This window comes from Streptomyces sp. NPDC102467 (assembly GCF_044765445.1).
Taxonomy (GTDB): domain Bacteria; phylum Actinomycetota; class Actinomycetes; order Streptomycetales; family Streptomycetaceae; genus Streptomyces.
The window spans coordinates 1-15,762 of sequence record NZ_JBIWKA010000013.1; the positions used below are offsets into that span (position 1 = coordinate 1).

Here is a 15,762-nt window from a genome sequence, read left to right on the forward strand (position 1 = left end):
AGGATCAGGTCGGTGACGTCCTCCTTGACGCCCGGCACGGTGGTGAACTCGTGCAGGACACCGTCGATACGGATGGACGTGACCGCCGCACCCGGAATCGAGGAGAGAAGCGTCCGGCGCAGGGAGTTGCCGAGGGTGTAGCCGAAGCCCGGCTCCAGCGGCTCGATCACGAACCGGGAACGGAACTCGTCGACGACCTCTTCGGTCAACGAGGGACGCTGAGCGATCAGCATGAAGTGTTGCCTCCAATATTCGGCGCCCGCCATTTGGCGCCCTAGACACTGCGAAGGGTAACGGGCGAAACGGCCTCACAAGCGCTGCCCCGGCCCACTCCACTCCTTTTGCACACTCCGCGGGGGCGCTCGGGGAGGGCCCGAGGCGCCGCACGCGCACCCGTCCGCAGGGCCGGCCGGCCGGTGTCGACGCGAAGACCGAGGGCTCAAGAGGATGCCGAAACGGGGCGGGAGCCCTCTATGCGTGTGGCCCCACAGTCACCCTACCCACGGTCAACTCCGCGCCTCCTTCGGCGACTTCGCCGACGCGCTCCGCCTGACGTGCCAGCTCTTCCAGGTGTCCGGCCGTCAGCTTCGCCAACGGTTCGACCGTGACCAGGATGCGCCTGCCCGAACGGCGCTGGTGCCACACGCCGGCCACGACGCCGTCCACGAGGAGCAGCGGAAAATTTCCGGCCTGGCCGCCCGCCAGCGCCCGCTCGTAGGCCCTCCCCGGAAAAAGCAGCTCGCGAGGCTGGGAGGCGATCCCGAAGGCGTCGAAGTAAGGGAGCAGACGTACCCCGGCAGCCTCTTCTCCCGGCTTCGGGAACGCCGTGTCGCCGGCCGCCACCCACGCCGGCCCGACCCCCTCGAAGAACACTTCTTCGACGACCGTGCGCCGCGCCAGCTTCACGAACAGTTCGTTCGCCCAACTTTTCGGTGCGGCCAGCCACTTGGCGAAATGCTCTGGGGTGGCCGGCCCGTACGCGTACAGGTAGCGGCGGACGAGCGCGGCGAGCGCGGCGTCCTGCTCCATCGGCGCCACGCAAGGATTCGTGTACGTCACCTGCCGTCCCCGGTTCGGCCCGAAGGCGAGCACCCCGCGGTGCGCCGCCGTGTGCATCACCTGGCGCCAGCGAGGCCACATGCCCTGAAAAGCGGGCATGACGAGGTCACCGGCCCAGGTCCCGGTGCGCGCCACGATCGCCTCCGTCAGCTCGTCCACGGTCAGCTCCGCGCCGGACAGAGCCTCCGCCGCGGCCGCCACGACGGCATCCGTCTGCTCCGCCGTGAGCCGGATGTCCTTGGCCTGCTGGCCGACGCGGCCGGGAAGGGCGGAGAGCGCGCCCGTCCACATCGGTACATCGACGGCGGCCAGCAGATGCACGGTGCCGCGCGGACCGAACGTCTTGACCAAGGACCGCTCCTGCCACAGTGCGGTACGCACATCGGCGCGTGTCGCACCCTCGATGCGCAGTCCCAGAGAGAGTTCGGCCGCTGACAGCACCTGGGCGTGTGCGCCCAGCATGAGGCCGGCCAGCTCAGGGACGGCGGTGGGGGAGGCGGGGGCCGGTGCGGCCAGGCACTGGCGCTCGATACGGCGGGCATTCGCCCCGGCCCAACTCACCGTGCGTGTCGTCGTCGGCATGCAGTGACGCTAACCCCGATATAGGTCAGTTTCTGTCCTTCATGGTCAGCCGTTCGGGGCAGGTGCCAGGTCGGTCGCCACGCGGGTGGCGGCCCGATGTCAGTGGTGGATGGCAGCATGGTCGACTTGACCTGTCCCGTTCCCTCGGGAGCGGGGCGTTCCACATGTGATTCGGAGTACCGACATGACCCGTAGTGAACTGGTGGCCGCGCTGGCCGAGCGCGCCGAGGTGACCCAGAAGGACGCCGACGCCATCCTGGCCGCGTTTGCCGTGACCGTCGGCGATGTCGTCGCCAAGGGCGACGAGAAGGTCACCATCCCCGGCTTTCTGACCTTCGAGCGCACGCACCGTGCCGCGCGCGAGGGCCGCAACCCGGCCTCGGGCGAGCCCATGACCATCCCCGCCGGCTACGGCGTCAAGGTCTCCGCGGGCTCCAAGCTCAAGGAAGCCGCCAAGGGCAAGTAAGCCTGCGCCGGCGCGAGGGGCGGTCAGCCGAACTCCGACCGACCGCCCTCGCGCCGGGCGGACCCGGCGCTCTGGGGCAGGGGTGGCAGGAGTCGAACCTGCGGCATCCGGTTTTGGAGACCGGCGCTCTGGCCTCTGAGCTACACCCCTTCGGTGGACGCCAGCTTGGCATGTCCATCGGCCCCGGCACCACGGAATTTAGAAGGCCGGCCACGAATCAGGTGAGGTATTTGACCTCCGGGGGACCGACGCGTATCGCCGTACGCGGCGAGCTCCGGGTGTCGGCGCCGCTGCTGACCCGGGACCGTCAACTGTGCGATCGCTCTCAGGGGGCGTTAAATTCCGGGAATGCCGGTATCGATTCACCATGTACAGAAGGTCTCGCTTGGCCTGAAGCGAAAGTACCGAATCTCTGCCGATGACGGTGCAGGAAAACCCGGCGAGCCGATCGGCTACGCAGATAAGGCGCTCAAAGTCTCGGACGAGTTGACGATCTACCGGGATGAGCAACGCACCGAGAAGTCGGTGATCGTGCGCGAAAGCAGCACGGGATGGCTCGCCTCGATGACCGGATACGAGGTGTTCGATCGTGAGGACCGGCTTCTCGGCTCGTTCGGCGTACTGATGAAGAAGTCGCTGGAGCGCACGACCTGGCAGTTCGACCAGCCCGGCCTCGGCCGTTTCCTCGGGACCGAACGCAGTGTGAGGACGGCGCGGGCACGTCGCCTTTTCGGGCTCGGCGGCACTGTCGGCGAGATTGCCGGCGCGTTGGTGAAGTACCACTTCGACTTCGAACGGGACGGGAAGACGGCGTTCAGCATCGAAAAGCCGAAGCTGTTCGATGACTGGTACAAGCTGACGGTCCACGAGGACGCCGTCGACCGGCAACTGCTGTTCGCTCTGGCGGTCACCATGGAAGCCAGGCAACGCCCCTGAGGGAATGTTTCACGTGTTCTCCGTTCGGTCGTGTCGTCACTTGGTGAGGACGAGGCTGACGTTGTGTCCGCCGAACCCGAACGAGTTGGCCAGCGCGGCAGCATACTGACCGGTGCGCCGCTCACCGCGCACCACGTCCAGATCCACGCGCGGGTCGAGCTCGTCGAGGTTGCGCGTGGCCGGCACCGTGCCGTCCTTGAGCGCGAACAGAGCGGCCATGGCACCGATGGTTCCGGGCGCGCCCATCATGTGACCTGTCATCGACTTCGTCGCCGTCACCGCGGCGTGGCCGCCGATCACTCGGCCGATCGCCTCGGCCTCCGCCAGGTCACCGGAGTCCGTCGAGGTGGCGTGGGCGTGCACGACCCCGATGTCCGCCGGGACCAGACCGGCGTCGCGCAGTGCCAGTTCCATGGCGAAGGCCTGGCCGTCCGCGTCGGAGGCCGTGATGTGGTGCGCGCTCGAACTCACGGCGCTGCCGGCCAGCGTGCCGTAGGTACGTGCGCCTCGGGCCCGGGCGAACTCGGGGCGTTCGAGCACCATCATTCCCGCGCCCTCGCCCATGACGAACCCGGAACGCTCCACGTCGAACGGACGGGACACGGCCTCCGGGTCCACCGAGCGTGTCGACAGGGCCTTCATCTGGGCGAACGCCGCGAGGGTGAAGGGGTGCAGGCACGCCTCCACCCCACCTGCGACGACCACGTCCGCCCGCCCGCTGCGGATCAGATCCTGCCCCAGGGCGAGGGCCTCCGCCCCGGACGCACAGGCACTCACCGGAGTCCTGGCGCCCCCCTTCGCGCCCAGGTCCATGCTCACCCAGGAAGCCGGTCCGTTGGGCATCAGCATGGGAACCGCGTACGGCGACAGCCGGCGAATCCCGGCGCGTTCGAAGATGTCGTCCTGTCCCAGGGTGGTGAGGACACCGCCGGTTCCCGTACCGACGACGACGGCGAACCGTTCAGGCTCGACCTGCGGAGTACCGGCGTCCTGCCAGGCCTCGCGCGCACTGAGGACGGCGACCTGCTCACCGCGGTCCAGCTTCCTGGCCTCGGCCCGCGGAAGGAGGGAGGCCGGGTCCACCGTGAGCCCGGCCGCCACGTGCACGGGCAGGTCCGAGGCCCACTCCTCCTCCAGCAAACGCACCCCCGACTTACCGTCCAGCAGCCCCGACCACGAGGACGAGGCATCGGCTCCCAGGGGCGTCATCGCACCGACGCCCGTCACCAGCACCTGACCGTTGCGGGTCACACGAGCCTCCTATGTTTGTGTAGATGCTACATAGTCCTGACGTGCCTTCATGGGGATCATTTCAGCGTGCGTGGGGTAAGTCAGGGCAGGGGTTGACCGATTCGATAGCGCGAGATTGTGCCCTTCCCACAATTGGCGAGAGTGCCGAACTCGTGGCGGCGGCAGGGCTCAGGCCCCGGATCGGTGCGCCCCGGGGGAGGCGAGTGGGGCGAGGGCGGGTCGTACCGCATGCTGGTGCAGAATCGGCTGATGCCCGTCTGCGTTCCCGACCTGCTCGCCCAGCCGACTCTCCGGCTCAGGGCGCTGACCAGCCACTGCGACGACGTGGAGCGCCGGATCAGCTGGGTGTCCACCACGGAGCTGCCCGACCCGCTGCCGTTCCTTCGCGGTGGTGAGCTGGTGATGACCACGTGCCTGCTGGACCGCGACGAGGCCGACTGGATACAGCTGCTCGGCCGGCTCGCGGAGCTTCCGGTCGCCGCGCTGTGCATCGGCACCGGACTGGTGCACAGCGCGGCCCCCCCGGTCGTCATCGAGATCGCCGAACGGGTCGGCCTCGCACTCGTCGAGTCGCCGGTCGAGGTGCCGTTCGCGCAGATCAGTCACTGGGTGGCGGACCTGGTGTTCGCCGAGCAGTACGACGCCGTGCGGGCCACCTCCGCGCTGCAGGACGAGCTGATGCGGGAGCTGCTCTCGGGGCACGGGCTGCGCGGGCTGCTCCGGCGGCTGTACCGGCAGTTGGGGGCGGGGCCGGTGGCCGTGGTGGAGCCGACCGGGAAAGTCCTGGCCCGCCACCCCGCCTCGTCCGCTTGGCCGGACGCCACCGTACTCGCGACGTCGGGGCACGGAGCCGACCCCACCTGCCGGCCGGGCAGCGAGGGCCCGGGGGAGGGAGCGGCGGTGCCGATCGTGGTGGACGGAGCGCCGGTCGCCCGGCTCTGTACACGGCGGCCCACCCCGCGCAGCGATGTTCTCGCGTTCGCCACGAGCATTCTCGGCCTGGAGGTGGCCCGCCACCACGCCGTGCTCACCGGCCGCCGGGAGCTGCTCGGCCAGTTCCTCGAGGACGTCCTGCACCGTACGATCGCCGACGCCGAAGCCCGCCGCCGGCTCTCCTCGTACGGACTGGCGGGCGACGGGGCGAACACGGTGGTGGTCGCGCGGGTGGGCGGTGATCCCCGACGGCTGCGCAGCCTGCCCTGGACCCTGGAACCGCTCCTGGAGCGCGAGGGCGACCGGTTGCCCACCGCGCTCATCGACGACACGGTGATGGTCGTCGTGCCGGACGGCGTCGACGCCGAGGGCGCCGCCCACACCGTCGCCGCCCGCCTGTCCGTACTGGACCCCCAGGTCCGCGTCGGCGTCGGCGAACCCCGGCGAGGGGTGTCCGGTCTGCGGCTCGGCTACTTCGAGGCACGCCAGGCCGCCCAGGCGGGGCCCGGTGTCCACGGGGCCGCGCCGCTCAGCCTCGCCGGTCTCCTGATGGGGAACCTGGACCTGCCGCTGCACGAGCTGGGGAACACCGTGCTCGCACCGCTGCTGCGGCACGACGAGGCGCACCGCGCCGAGCTCGTCGGCACGCTGCGGACCTACCTCGCCCACGACTGTGCCTCCGCCGCCACCGCCGAGGCACTCACCTTGCACCGCAACAGCCTGCGCTACCGGCTCCGGCTGATCGAGCAGCTCACCGGCCGCGACCTCGACCGGCTGACCGACCGCCTCGAGCTGTGGCTGGCGCTGACGGCACTCGACGAGGGGCCCGCCCTGTGACCCGGCCCCTCGCCCGCCTAACCGAGCGTCGTCGAACCGAACGTCACCGAACCGAACGCCCGGTTCAGTGGGCCCGCAGCAACTGGCGCGAGACCACGATCCGCTGAATCTGGTTGGTGCCTTCGTAGATCTGGGTGATCTTCGCGTCGCGCATCATCCGCTCGGCGGGGAAGTCCTTGGTGTAGCCGTAGCCGCCGAGCAGCTGCACCGCGTCCGTGGTGACCGACATGGCGGTGTCGGACGCGAGGCACTTGGCGGCCGCGCCGAAGTACGTCAAGTCGTCGGCGCCCGTGCAACTGCGCGCGGCGGCGGCGTACACCATCTGTCGGGCCGACTCCACCTTCATCGCCATGTCGGCGAGCATGAACTGCACACCCTGGAAGTCCGCGATCGCCCGGCCGAACTGCTTGCGGTCCTGCACGTATCCGATCGCCAGGTCGAGCGAGCCCTGGGCGATGCCCAGGGCCTGCGCGCCGACCGAGACTCGGGTGTGGTCCAGGGTGGCAAGGGCCAGCCGGAGCCCCCTGCCGCGCTCGCCGAGCAGGCGGTCCCCGGGGATGCGGCAGCCGTCGAAGTACACCTCGCGCGTGACCGAGCCCTTCAGGCCCATCTTCCGCTCGGGCTCGCCGTACGAGATTCCCGCGTCGTCCGAGTGCACCACGAACGCCGAGATGCCGCGTGAGCCCGCGCCGGGGTCGGTGACGGCGAACACGATGAGGTACCTGGCGACGCCCGCCGAAGTGATCCAGGTCTTCACACCGTCCAGGACCCAGCCGGCACCGTCGGCCGTCGCCCGGCAGCGCATCGCCGCGACGTCGCTGCCGGCCTCCCGCTCGCTGATCGCGTAGGCCATCAGCGCCTCGCCCGTGGCGACTTCCGGCAGGTAGCGGCCGCGCTGCTGCGGCGTGCCGGACAGCAGCAGCGGTGTGACGCCGAGCTTGTTGGACGTCTGGATGGTCGACGAGGACGCGCAGGCCCGGGCGACCTCCTCCACCGCGATGGCCGCGGCGATGGCGTCCATCCCGTCGCCGTCGTACTCCTCGGGGATGCCGGGAGCGTGCAGCCCGGCCGCGACCAGCCGTGCGTAGTTGTCGTGCGGGAACTCGGCCCGCGCATCGGTCTCCGCCGCCCGGGGCGCCAACTCCTTCTCGGCGAAGGCGCGGGCCGTGGCGCGGAACTCGTCGTACAACTCGGGCAGCAGGTACGGCGTCATGCCGTGCTCCTTCATGGTGCTTCGATGCCGTGGGCACCGCTTCCGGGTGGGGCGGTTCCATTGCCGCGCACCGCACGGCCCCGGGCCAATGTGCACCCGCACGACGATCGAGACCCTCTTCGTGCAGGTGCACATCGACGTGCCGACAGACCCGCGCATACGTTCCGCAGTGCCGCGGCGCCTCGCAACCGCGGTCCCACGAACGGAAAGGCGCAATGCGATGACTCTCTTTCAAGGGCTGCGCGTACTCGACCTCAGCCGGGTGCTGGCAGGCCCGTACTGCACCGCACTCCTCGCCGACCTGGGCGCCGACGTCGTCAAGGTCGAGCCGCCGGCCGGCGACGACGCCCGCCACCTCGGCCCCTTCCGGGACGGCGAAAGCGTGTACTTCGCGCAGCTCAACCGGGGCAAGCGGAGCATCGTGCTCGACCTCAAGGACCCCGATGGTCACGCGCTGCTGCTGCGCCTGGCAGAGCAGGCCGACGTCCTCGTCGAGAACTACCGCCCCGGCGTCGCCGCCCGTCTCGGTATCGACCACGCCACGCTCGCGGCCGCCAACCCGCGGCTGGTCTACGCGAGCATCTCCGGCTTCGGGCAGAGCGGACCGATGCGTGAGTACCCCGCGTACGACCTGATCGTCCAGGCGATGTCCGGACTGATGGCCGGCACCGGGAGCCCCGACGGGCCGCCCACCCGGGTCGGAGAGTCCATCGGTGACCTGATCGCGGGACTGTTCGCCTCCTGGGCGGTCAGCGCGGCCCTCTTCGACCGGGATCGCACCGGCCGGGGCCGGCACATCGACGTCTCCATGCTCGACTCGCTGGTGTCGCTGCAGGTGACGGCGATGAGCCTGCTCACCGCGACCGGCAGTCTGCCCGGCCGGGTCGGCAACCGGCATCCGGTCTCCACCCCGTTCGACACCTACGGCACCGCCGACGGCCTGCTCGCCGTCGCCGTCGCGAGCGACGCGGTGTTCGCCCGCTTCGCCCGGCTGGTGGGCCGGCCCGAGCTCCCCGCCGACCCGCGCTTCCGCGACGACGGTGCCCGTACACGGAACAGGGCGGAGGTGCGCCGGATCACCGAGGAGTGGTCGCGCGACCTGACCACGGCACAAGCGCTGAAGCTCGCCCGCGCAGAGGGCGTACCGGCCGCGCAGATCCAGGACCTCGCCGAGGCGATAGAGAGCGAACAGATCCAACATCGGGGCTTGGTGGGCGAGTTCGACCACCCCGTGCTCGGCCCGACCCCGTATCTGCGTCAGCCGGCCCACTTCGGCGCGGCGGACCCGGGTCCGGTCGACGCCGCGCCCCGGGCACCGGCTGTGACGGCTCCGAGCCCGCACCTCGGCGCGCACACCGACGAGGTGGTCGCGGAGTGGCTCACCGCCGGCGCGACCGGGGCCTGATCCCCGTAGGGCTCGCGTTGAGGCAGTCCCGGCGAGAGGGCGGGCAACCTCCAGCGGGTCGCCCTGCCGACCGCGGCTCTTCGCCGCTACGACCGGGTCACCGAATGGATCCAGGCGAGTTGCCTGGCGATCTCTCCGGCTTCCGCGATCTGTTCCCTGTCGGAGCCGTCAAAGACGCCCAGGAGGGTTTGCTTACCGTGGGGGCCGATGCTCATGACCGGGCCTCCGGAGTCGCCGCCGGCTGGAATTCCGGACACCCTTTCCATGCAGAAGTCCGAACCGCCGGGCGCGGTGTAACCCTCGCAGCGCGGGTCACTGGGGCGAACGACCCGCAGATCCGACTGCTTGAGCACAGGGGACTGGCAGGTGTTCTCGTCCCCCGTGCACGTGGCGCCCCACCCGTATTGGCGCACGACCTGGCCCGGTCGCACACCGGCAGTGGCCAAGCGCACCGTCGGGATCTTCATCGGCGGCACCTTGATGAGCATCATGTCCGCGTGTGCGCTTCCCGAGCGTTTGCCGGGCACCGGGTGCACCGTGGCGCCCTTGCGCATGTCGAGGTTGCCGACCCGGAAGGTGATCCGCTTGTCGGCGACCGGCTGCCCCTGCTCGAAGAAACAGTGCGAGGCACTGATGATCCACTGGGGCGTGACCGCCGTCCCGGTGCACGCCGGCTTGCCGTCGACGAGCATGCGTACCGCCCATGGACCGTAGGTGCTCTTCGACCCACCGATGACAGCGGATGCCGGCACTGCCGCCAGCACCGAGGCTGTCACCAGTAACAAAGCGGTCAACAGCGTCACACGAATTCGACGCACCATCAGGAACTGCTCCTCTCGCCGGTCATGTACTGCATATACCGCATATACCGCATGTGCTGCATGTACTGATAGAGAGGGCGGGGCGGGGTGAGAAGTTCCGAATCGGCGGAGAGCGGCCCGGGTGGGCAGGGGGCCCGGGGCGGACGGCGTTCAGTGCCTGAGGACCGGCCGTGCCCCGGGCGAGGCCGCCTGCGCGGTGCGGCGCGGCCTCGGGGCCGGCGTCGTGTCCTGCGGGAACGTCAGCTGCCTGCCCATCCACTGCATCGCCGGGCCGACCTCCCGCAGCCACGTCGTGAAATGGTGGCTGCCGCGCGGCAGGATGATGCGCGCCGATGTCATCGGCGGCCGTACGGCCTTGAGGAACCGCAGCGTCGGAGCGTAGTCCTGCTCGCCCCGCCGGCTGCTCGCCACGAGCACCGAAACCTGCGGCACCGGCAGATGCCGGAGCCGCCAGACCAGGTCGTGTCCCTGCTCAAGGTGGCCCGCGCGCGGGCCACCGCCGAAGAGGCTGCCCGTCGTCAGGTCGTCGGTCACCTTGTAGTCGGCGGACAGTGCGGCCGCCGACGTGTACACCTTCGGATCGCGCAGGGCGAGTTGGAGGGCGCAGGAGCCTCCTGACGAGTAGCCGAGCGCGCCCCACGCGCTGGGATCGTGCCCGACCCGGTACGCCGACTTCAGCGCCTCGGGCAGGTCCTTGGTGAAGAACGTCTCCGCCTTCGGGCCGCCCGGCACGTCCACGCACTCCGTGTCACGCGGTGGCGCGATCGTCGGCCGCACCATCACCACCACCGTCGGCTGCAGCCGGCCGGAGCCCTCCAACTGGGCGGCCGTCTGCGGGACATGAAGGAACCGGGCGAGGTTCATGATGCCGCCCGGGTAGCCGCTGATCGCCACGATCACCGGGAAACGCTGGCGGTGGTACTGCCGCTGGAAGTACTGCGGGGGCAGGTACACGAACGCGGGGTCGATGGCCCGTGTGCGCCGCCCGATGATCCGTACCGACTCGACCCTGCCGACCTTCGCGGGCGGCCCGCTGGGCAGGCCCTCGACCCGGTCCAGGCCCTGCGGCCCCGCGGGCTGGACGAGGCCGCCGCGCGCCGCGTACACACTGGGTCCACCACCCGCGTCCGCGATCCGCGCGGGCGCCGTGGAGACATGACCGAGCAGTTCGTCCCAGGTGCCGTAGAACTCGAAGTTCGCGTTCACCACGACCGCGCACGCCGTCAGGATCGCCAGTTGCGTCGCCGCGACGGCTCCCAACCTGCCGAGCACGGCAAGCGGGCCGCGCCGGGCGAGCCGCGGCCACGCCCACGCCGTGAGTCCCACACACGCCAGGGCGGCCAGCGCCGTCGCGTACTCCAGCGCCCGACTCGTCAGGCCCACGTTCGCCACCTCTCACCGGGGACGGGGTCAACTGCCGTCGAGGCAGTTTCCGCCGGAAAAGAGGCCAGGACGGGGAAGCGGGTTTCCTCCGCATCACGTTCTTACCGTTCTCCTCACCTGCTCTTACTCCACCGGTGCCCGGCCCGCCTACGCTCAGCGGCCGTGAAACCTCCCTCCGCCGCCGTGGCCGGTCACACGTGCCTGTTCATCGGGCTCGTCGACATCGCGACGGCCATCTCCCCGCACGTACGCGCCAGCCGGATCGAGCGCATCGCTCCCTACGTCCCCGGCCTCGCCGACGAGGTGGCACGCGCCGCATCCCTCGTCGCAGGCGTCCTCCTCGTCCTGCTCGCCCGCGGGCTGCGGCGCCGTAAACGGCGAGCCTGGGAGGCGGCCGTCGCCCTGCTCGCGGTGAGCGCGCTGGTGCAGGACCTGCGGCATCACGCGTTCGTCGCCGCCGCCGTGTCCGCGCTGCTCTGCGCCGCGCTCGTGCTGCTGCGGGGCGAATTCCACGCCCTGAGCGACCCACGCGGCCGGACCCGCGCCCTGGGCAACCTGCTGCTGCTCGGCGCCATCAGTGTCGGCCTCGGGCTGCTGATCGTCGGGGTGCGCGCCGATCGGGAGGCGGGCCACGGCATCTCCTTCGTCGACCGGTTGCGGCAAGTCGCGTACGGGCTCGTGGGGATGGCGGGCCCGCTGACGTACGACAGCGACCGGGTCGGTGACGTCGTGCACGTGTCGCTGCTCGCCCTCGGGCTGCTCACCGCCTCGACCACCGTCTACCTGGCGCTGCGGCCCGTCCGGCTCGCCCCGAGGCACGGCGACGGAAGGCTGCGGGCCCTCTTGGCGCGGGACGGGCGGCGCGACTCGCTCGGCTACTTCGCGCTCCGCCGCGACAAGGCCGCCCTCTTCTCGGCCACCGGAAAGGCCGCAGTCGCCTACCGCGTCGTCTCCGGTGTCGCGCTCGTCGGTGGTGACCCTCTCGGTGATCCGGAGGCCTGGCCGGGCGCCATCAAGGAGTTCCTCGGGCAGTGCGCGCGGTACGCCTGGACCCCGGCAGTCATGGGCTGCAGTGAACTGGGCGCACAGGTCTGGATCCGTGAAGGCGGCCTGAAAGCATGGGAGTTGGGGGACGAGGCGATCGTCGACTGCGCGGGCTTCAGCCTCGCGGGCCGCACCATGCGCAACGTACGCCAGATGGTCAACCGCATTGAACGCAGCGGCTACTCATGCCGCGTACGACGGGTGCGCGAGCTGGCCGACGAGGAGAAGAGGCAGCTCCGCGCGGACGCGGCGGCCTGGCGGGGGAGCGCCACCGAACGCGGGTTCTCGATGGCGCTGGGCCGGTTCGGCGACCCGGCCGACGGCGACTGTGTCGTCGTCACCGCTCACCAGAGAAACGCCGACGGCACCCAGCAGGTCCGTGCGCTGCTGCACTTCGTGCCCTGGGGCGAGGACGGACTCTCCCTCGACCTGATGCGCCGCGACCGCACCGCGGAACCCGGCCTGAACGAGCTCCTCATCGTCGCCGCACTGCGCGCCGCACCCGGCCTGGGAGTCGCCCGTGTCTCCCTCAACTTCGCCGTGTTCCGGGCGGCGTTGGCACGCGGCGAGCGGCTCGGCGCGGGCCCGGTGCTGCGCATGTGGCGGGCGCTGCTCGTCTTCCTGTCACGCTGGTTCCAGATCGAGTCGCTGTACCGCTTCAACGCCAAGTTCCGCCCGCGGTGGCAGCCCCGTTTCGTCGTCTACCCGACCGCCCGCGACCTCCCGCGCATCGGCTGGGCGTGTCTGCAGGCCGAGGCGTTCGTGGTGCTGCCGCAACCGGCGGAGCGGCTTCGGCAATGGGTGCGACACCGCTCCACCGGGACGCGTGGCGAGCCGACCGTGTCCCGGGCTTCGGCGTAGCGGCGTTCAGGCTGAGTCGCCGTTGCGGCGGACAGTCGATCCCCGATCCTGGGAACCGCAGGTCAGGGCCGAGCGCCGGCGACCTCCCAGGCCGCTTCGATCATCCGGAAGATCTCGTCCACCGCGGCTTGCGGATCGGCTGCCTCACGGGCCAGCGCATAGGCATCGATCACGAATCTGGCGATCGTCCGGCTCGCCGTCGCGGTCCGTGACAGGTCGGGATCGGCGGCGATGGCCGTCGCCAGCGTCTCCGCGTGGCGCAGCCTCATCGACTCGTCGTACTTCCGCAGGGCCGGTGAGTCGCTGATCATGCACCAGATCGGGGCGGCGCTGTCCGCCGTGCAGTGGCGTACCAGGGCATGGATCTCGTGGCGCAGCGCGGGGATGAGGGGCTCGTGCGGCGCCCGGCCGGTGACCGCCCGCGTGAGGCGTTGCTCGAAGTCCTCGTCCTGCTCGAACACCAGGGCCTCTTTCGAGGCGAAGTGGGAGAAGAGCGTGGTGACGGCCACATCGGCCTCAGCGGCGACTTCACGGATACCCACCGCTTCGTACCCGCGTTCCAGGAAGAGCCGCAGGGCGGCGTCAGCGATCTTCTGGCGGGTCGCGGCCTTTTTGCGTTCGCGGCGTCCGGTCGGCACGGTCATGCCTTCACGCTACCAGGTACGAAGCCGTAGCTGTTTCAAAACACTAACCGTTAGTGTTACGGTCCACGGCATGAAGAAAGTGAGCTTCGCCGAGTTCGGCGGTCCGGACGTTCTGCACCTCATAGACGCCGAGGAGCCCCATGCGGGCCCCGGTCAGGTCCGCATCGCGGTGCGGGCGGCGGGCGTGAACCCCGTCGACTGGAGGATCCGTGAAGGCCAGTTCCAGAAAAGGAGCAGTGCGGCGCACCCGCCACTCGAGTTGCCCGCCGGAGTCGGGCTCGACGCCGCCGGGGTCGTGGACGAGGTCGGCGAGGGCGTGGAAGGGGTCGAGGTCGGCGACCACGTGTTCGGCGAAGGCTCCAGCACGTATGCCGAGTTCGCCGTGGTGTCGGCCTGGGCCCGTATGCCCGAGGGGCTGACGTTCGAAGAGGCCGCCGGGTACCCCTCCGTGGTGGAGACCGCGCTGCGCATCATCCGCGAGGTCGGGGTGGAGCCGGGACAGACGCTGCTGGTCAGCGGTGCGTCCGGGGGAGTCGGGTCGGCGGTGCTGCAGATCGCCCGCGACCGCGGCATCACGGTGATCGGCACCGCCGGGGCCGGGAACCTGGACTATCTGCGGAGCCTGGGTGCCCTCGCCACGACGTACGGCGAGGGCTGGGCCGAGCGGGTGCGGCTGCTCGGCCATGTCGACGCGGCCCTCGACCTGGCCGGTTCGGGCGTGATCCGCGAGCTCGTCGAGCTGACCGGGGACCCGCTCAAGGTGATCTCCATTGCCGATCTGGAAGCGCCGGAGTTCGGCGTCCGGTTCTCCGGCGTGGCCGGGAGCGTGCCGCATGCGCTCGCCGAGGCGGCCGACCTCATCTCGCGGGGAGCGCTCCACATCCCGGTCGAGAAGTCGTACTCCCTCGACGAGGCCACGGCGGCCCACATCGACAGCCAGGCAGGTCACACGCGCGGGCGCCGGGTCATGGTCGTCAGAGGGGCCTGATGGAGGACGCCGGGACGCGAGCGCCAGACCGGCAGGTGGTTCTGGCGCCCGTGGCGAGAGGGCGCGTCAGTTCTCGGTGGCCGGACGGAGGATGACCGGCAGTTCCCGGTGTCCGTTGGAGATGAATGACTCCGTGGGGCGCAGGGTGGATGCGGGCACGGCAAGGGTGAGGTCAGGGAAGCGGCTGAACAGCGCCTGAAGTGCCGTCTCGGCCTCCATCCGCGCCAGGGCCGCGCCGAGGCAGACGTGGACGCCGTGGCCGAAGGCGAGATGGTTCTTGCCGGCCCTGGTCACGTCGAAGGAGCCGGCGCTCGGGCCGTGGAGGTCGGGGTGACGGCCGGCTGCCGCGTACGAGGCAAGGATCGCCTCGCCCTGACGGATCACGAGCCCCCGCGCCAGCTCGATGTCCTCGACCGCGTACCGCATCGGCAGGTTCGCGACAGGTGCTTCAAAGCGCAGCGTCTCTTCGACGACATCCGTCCACGCACTCTTTCCCTCGCGGACCAGGGCGAGTTGCTGCGGATGGGTGAGCAGCGCGGCGATGGCCTGGTCCAGCAGATTGACGGTGGTCTCGTACCCCGCGCTGATCACGAGGAGGAGCGTGTCGAGGAGTTCCTGCTCGCTCAGCGCGGAACCGTCGTCGTCCCGGGCGGCGATGAGTACGGAGGTCATGTCCTCGCCGGGCTCGGCGCGCTTGGCCGCGACCAGGTCGGCCAGGATCGCGTAGACCTCCTGGGCGTTCGCGGCGGCCTGGTCGGGGCTGAGCGTGGTGTCGAAGACGCCGTCGACGGTCCGGCGAAAGCCCGGCTGGGAATGGTCGGGAAGGCCCATGAGTTCGCTGATGACCCGGATCGGGAGCGGATAGGCGAACCGATCGCGCAGGTCGGTGGAGTCTCCGGCGGGAATGTCGGCGAGCTCATCGAGCAACGTGTGGGTTATCGCCTCGATGCGTGGCCGCAGGGCGGCGATGCGGCGCGAGGTGAAAGCCGGGCTGACCAGACGCCGTAGCCGCCGGTGGTCGCCGCCGAAAGCGGTGAACATGTTGTCGACAGCCACCCAGAGCGCGAGTGGCCAGGTGCCGACGATCTTCTCGGGGAATATCGGCCAGTGCTGCCGGGGATCTTTGGAGACCCGCGGGTCGGTGAGGAGTTGCTTGAGCAGAGCCGGGTCGGTCACCGCCCACGCCTCGATGCCGAGGACGTCGACGCGGGCAGCGGGACCGCGCGAGCGCAGCTCGGCATCCTCGGCGTGCCGGTCGCTCCCAGCGGCGTCCAGGGCAAGGATCTGGGGTTGGTGCATGCGAGAACTCCTTGGGGAAGCGAATCTGCGGAGCGGTGTG

At 70.4% G+C, this 15,762-nt stretch carries 13 protein-coding genes, 1 tRNA gene and 1 pseudogene; 6 read left to right on the plus strand and 9 right to left on the minus strand.

The genetic code is table 11. From position 1 onward, the window contains the following. Both ACIREE_RS26415 and ACIREE_RS26420 read right to left on the minus strand, forming a co-directional pair. Positions 1-233 (minus strand): annotated as a pseudogene (locus ACIREE_RS26415) (DNA-directed RNA polymerase subunit alpha); the annotation flags it as partial. A 238-nt stretch (positions 234-471) separates the two neighbouring features. After that, the gene (locus tag ACIREE_RS26420) at positions 472-1,641 is read right to left on the minus strand and encodes a winged helix DNA-binding domain-containing protein (protein WP_404156960.1); all 1,170 of its coding nucleotides are present in this window, start codon (positions 1,639-1,641) and stop codon (positions 472-474) included. A 184-nt stretch (positions 1,642-1,825) separates the two neighbouring features. On the opposite strand from ACIREE_RS26420, the gene ACIREE_RS26425 reads away from it, so the two are divergent. After that, positions 1,826-2,107 carry an HU family DNA-binding protein gene (locus ACIREE_RS26425; protein WP_404156963.1) on the plus strand — a complete coding sequence of 94 codons (282 nt, stop codon included), beginning with the start codon at positions 1,826-1,828 and terminating at the stop codon, positions 2,105-2,107. Positions 2,108-2,184: 77 nt separating this feature from the next. Here the strand turns inward: ACIREE_RS26425 and ACIREE_RS26430 are convergent. Then, positions 2,185-2,257 (minus strand) — tRNA-Trp (locus tag ACIREE_RS26430). 198 nt (positions 2,258-2,455) lie between these two features. Between ACIREE_RS26430 and ACIREE_RS26435 the strand changes: the two genes are divergently transcribed. Further along, entirely contained in the window at positions 2,456-3,043 is a 588-nt protein-coding gene (locus tag ACIREE_RS26435) for a hypothetical protein (protein WP_404156966.1), read from the plus strand. 36 nt (positions 3,044-3,079) lie between these two features. On the opposite strand, the gene ACIREE_RS26440 is transcribed toward ACIREE_RS26435, so the two are convergent. Next, the gene (locus tag ACIREE_RS26440) at positions 3,080-4,294 is read right to left on the minus strand and encodes a beta-ketoacyl-[acyl-carrier-protein] synthase family protein (RefSeq protein ID WP_404156969.1); all 1,215 of its coding nucleotides are present in this window, start codon (positions 4,292-4,294) and stop codon (positions 3,080-3,082) included. 228 nt (positions 4,295-4,522) lie between these two features. Between ACIREE_RS26440 and ACIREE_RS26445 the strand changes: the two genes are divergently transcribed. Continuing rightward, positions 4,523-6,064, plus strand: coding sequence for a PucR family transcriptional regulator (locus ACIREE_RS26445; protein WP_404156972.1), 1,542 nt, complete (start codon positions 4,523-4,525; stop codon positions 6,062-6,064). 64 nt (positions 6,065-6,128) lie between these two features. Here the strand turns inward: ACIREE_RS26445 and ACIREE_RS26450 are convergent, their stop codons facing one another. Then, positions 6,129-7,277 carry an acyl-CoA dehydrogenase family protein gene (locus ACIREE_RS26450; protein WP_404156975.1) on the minus strand — a complete coding sequence of 383 codons (1,149 nt, stop codon included), beginning with the start codon at positions 7,275-7,277 and terminating at the stop codon, positions 6,129-6,131. 220 nt (positions 7,278-7,497) lie between these two features. Here ACIREE_RS26450 and ACIREE_RS26455 point away from each other — a divergent pair, with 220 nt between their 5' ends. After that, positions 7,498-8,682: a CaiB/BaiF CoA transferase family protein gene (locus ACIREE_RS26455; protein WP_404156977.1), complete on the plus strand. Its 1,185-nt coding sequence runs from the start codon at positions 7,498-7,500 to the stop codon at positions 8,680-8,682. Positions 8,683-8,768: 86 nt separating this feature from the next. On the opposite strand, the gene ACIREE_RS26460 is transcribed toward ACIREE_RS26455, so the two are convergent. Together ACIREE_RS26460 and ACIREE_RS26465 are read right to left on the minus strand one after the other, a co-directional pair. Further along, positions 8,769-9,503 (minus strand): S1 family peptidase, encoded by a 735-nt coding sequence (locus tag ACIREE_RS26460; RefSeq protein WP_404156980.1) that lies wholly within the window; start codon positions 9,501-9,503, stop codon positions 8,769-8,771. Between the two features lie 150 nt (positions 9,504-9,653). Beyond that, the gene (locus tag ACIREE_RS26465; protein WP_404156982.1) at positions 9,654-10,886 is read right to left on the minus strand and encodes an alpha/beta hydrolase; all 1,233 of its coding nucleotides are present in this window, start codon (positions 10,884-10,886) and stop codon (positions 9,654-9,656) included. 162 nt (positions 10,887-11,048) lie between these two features. Here ACIREE_RS26465 and ACIREE_RS26470 point away from each other — a divergent pair, with 162 nt between their 5' ends. Beyond that, entirely contained in the window at positions 11,049-12,791 is a 1,743-nt protein-coding gene (locus tag ACIREE_RS26470; RefSeq protein ID WP_404156985.1) for a phosphatidylglycerol lysyltransferase domain-containing protein, read from the plus strand. 62 nt (positions 12,792-12,853) lie between these two features. Here ACIREE_RS26470 and ACIREE_RS26475 read toward each other — a convergent pair whose 3' ends face one another. After that, positions 12,854-13,435, minus strand: coding sequence for a TetR/AcrR family transcriptional regulator (locus ACIREE_RS26475; RefSeq protein ID WP_404156987.1), 582 nt, complete (start codon positions 13,433-13,435; stop codon positions 12,854-12,856). A gap of 70 nt (positions 13,436-13,505) precedes the next feature. Here ACIREE_RS26475 and ACIREE_RS26480 point away from each other — a divergent pair, with 70 nt between their 5' ends. Beyond that, entirely contained in the window at positions 13,506-14,423 is a 918-nt protein-coding gene (locus ACIREE_RS26480) for an NADP-dependent oxidoreductase (protein ID WP_404156990.1), read from the plus strand. Between the two features lie 66 nt (positions 14,424-14,489). Here ACIREE_RS26480 and ACIREE_RS26485 read toward each other — a convergent pair whose 3' ends face one another. Then, positions 14,490-15,722, minus strand: coding sequence for a cytochrome P450 (locus ACIREE_RS26485; RefSeq protein ID WP_404156993.1), 1,233 nt, complete (start codon positions 15,720-15,722; stop codon positions 14,490-14,492). Positions 15,723-15,762 lie beyond the last annotated feature (40 nt).

Coding starts and splice junctions, on each gene's coding strand:
- ACIREE_RS26425 (WP_404156963.1), top strand. CDS start 1,826: ATGACCCGTAGTGAACTGGTGGCCGCGCTGGCCGAGCGCGCCGAGGTG.
- ACIREE_RS26460 (WP_404156980.1), bottom strand. CDS start 9,503: ATGGTGCGTCGAATTCGTGTGACGCTGTTGACCGCTTTGTTACTGGTG.
- ACIREE_RS26475 (WP_404156987.1), bottom strand. CDS start 13,435: ATGACCGTGCCGACCGGACGCCGCGAACGCAAAAAGGCCGCGACCCGC.
- ACIREE_RS26455 (WP_404156977.1), top strand. CDS start 7,498: ATGACTCTCTTTCAAGGGCTGCGCGTACTCGACCTCAGCCGGGTGCTG.
- ACIREE_RS26435 (WP_404156966.1), top strand. CDS start 2,456: ATGCCGGTATCGATTCACCATGTACAGAAGGTCTCGCTTGGCCTGAAG.
- ACIREE_RS26485 (WP_404156993.1), bottom strand. CDS start 15,722: ATGCACCAACCCCAGATCCTTGCCCTGGACGCCGCTGGGAGCGACCGG.
- ACIREE_RS26445 (WP_404156972.1), top strand. CDS start 4,523: ATGCTGGTGCAGAATCGGCTGATGCCCGTCTGCGTTCCCGACCTGCTC.
- ACIREE_RS26450 (WP_404156975.1), bottom strand. CDS start 7,277: ATGACGCCGTACCTGCTGCCCGAGTTGTACGACGAGTTCCGCGCCACG.
- ACIREE_RS26420 (WP_404156960.1), bottom strand. CDS start 1,641: ATGCCGACGACGACACGCACGGTGAGTTGGGCCGGGGCGAATGCCCGC.
- ACIREE_RS26480 (WP_404156990.1), top strand. CDS start 13,506: ATGAAGAAAGTGAGCTTCGCCGAGTTCGGCGGTCCGGACGTTCTGCAC.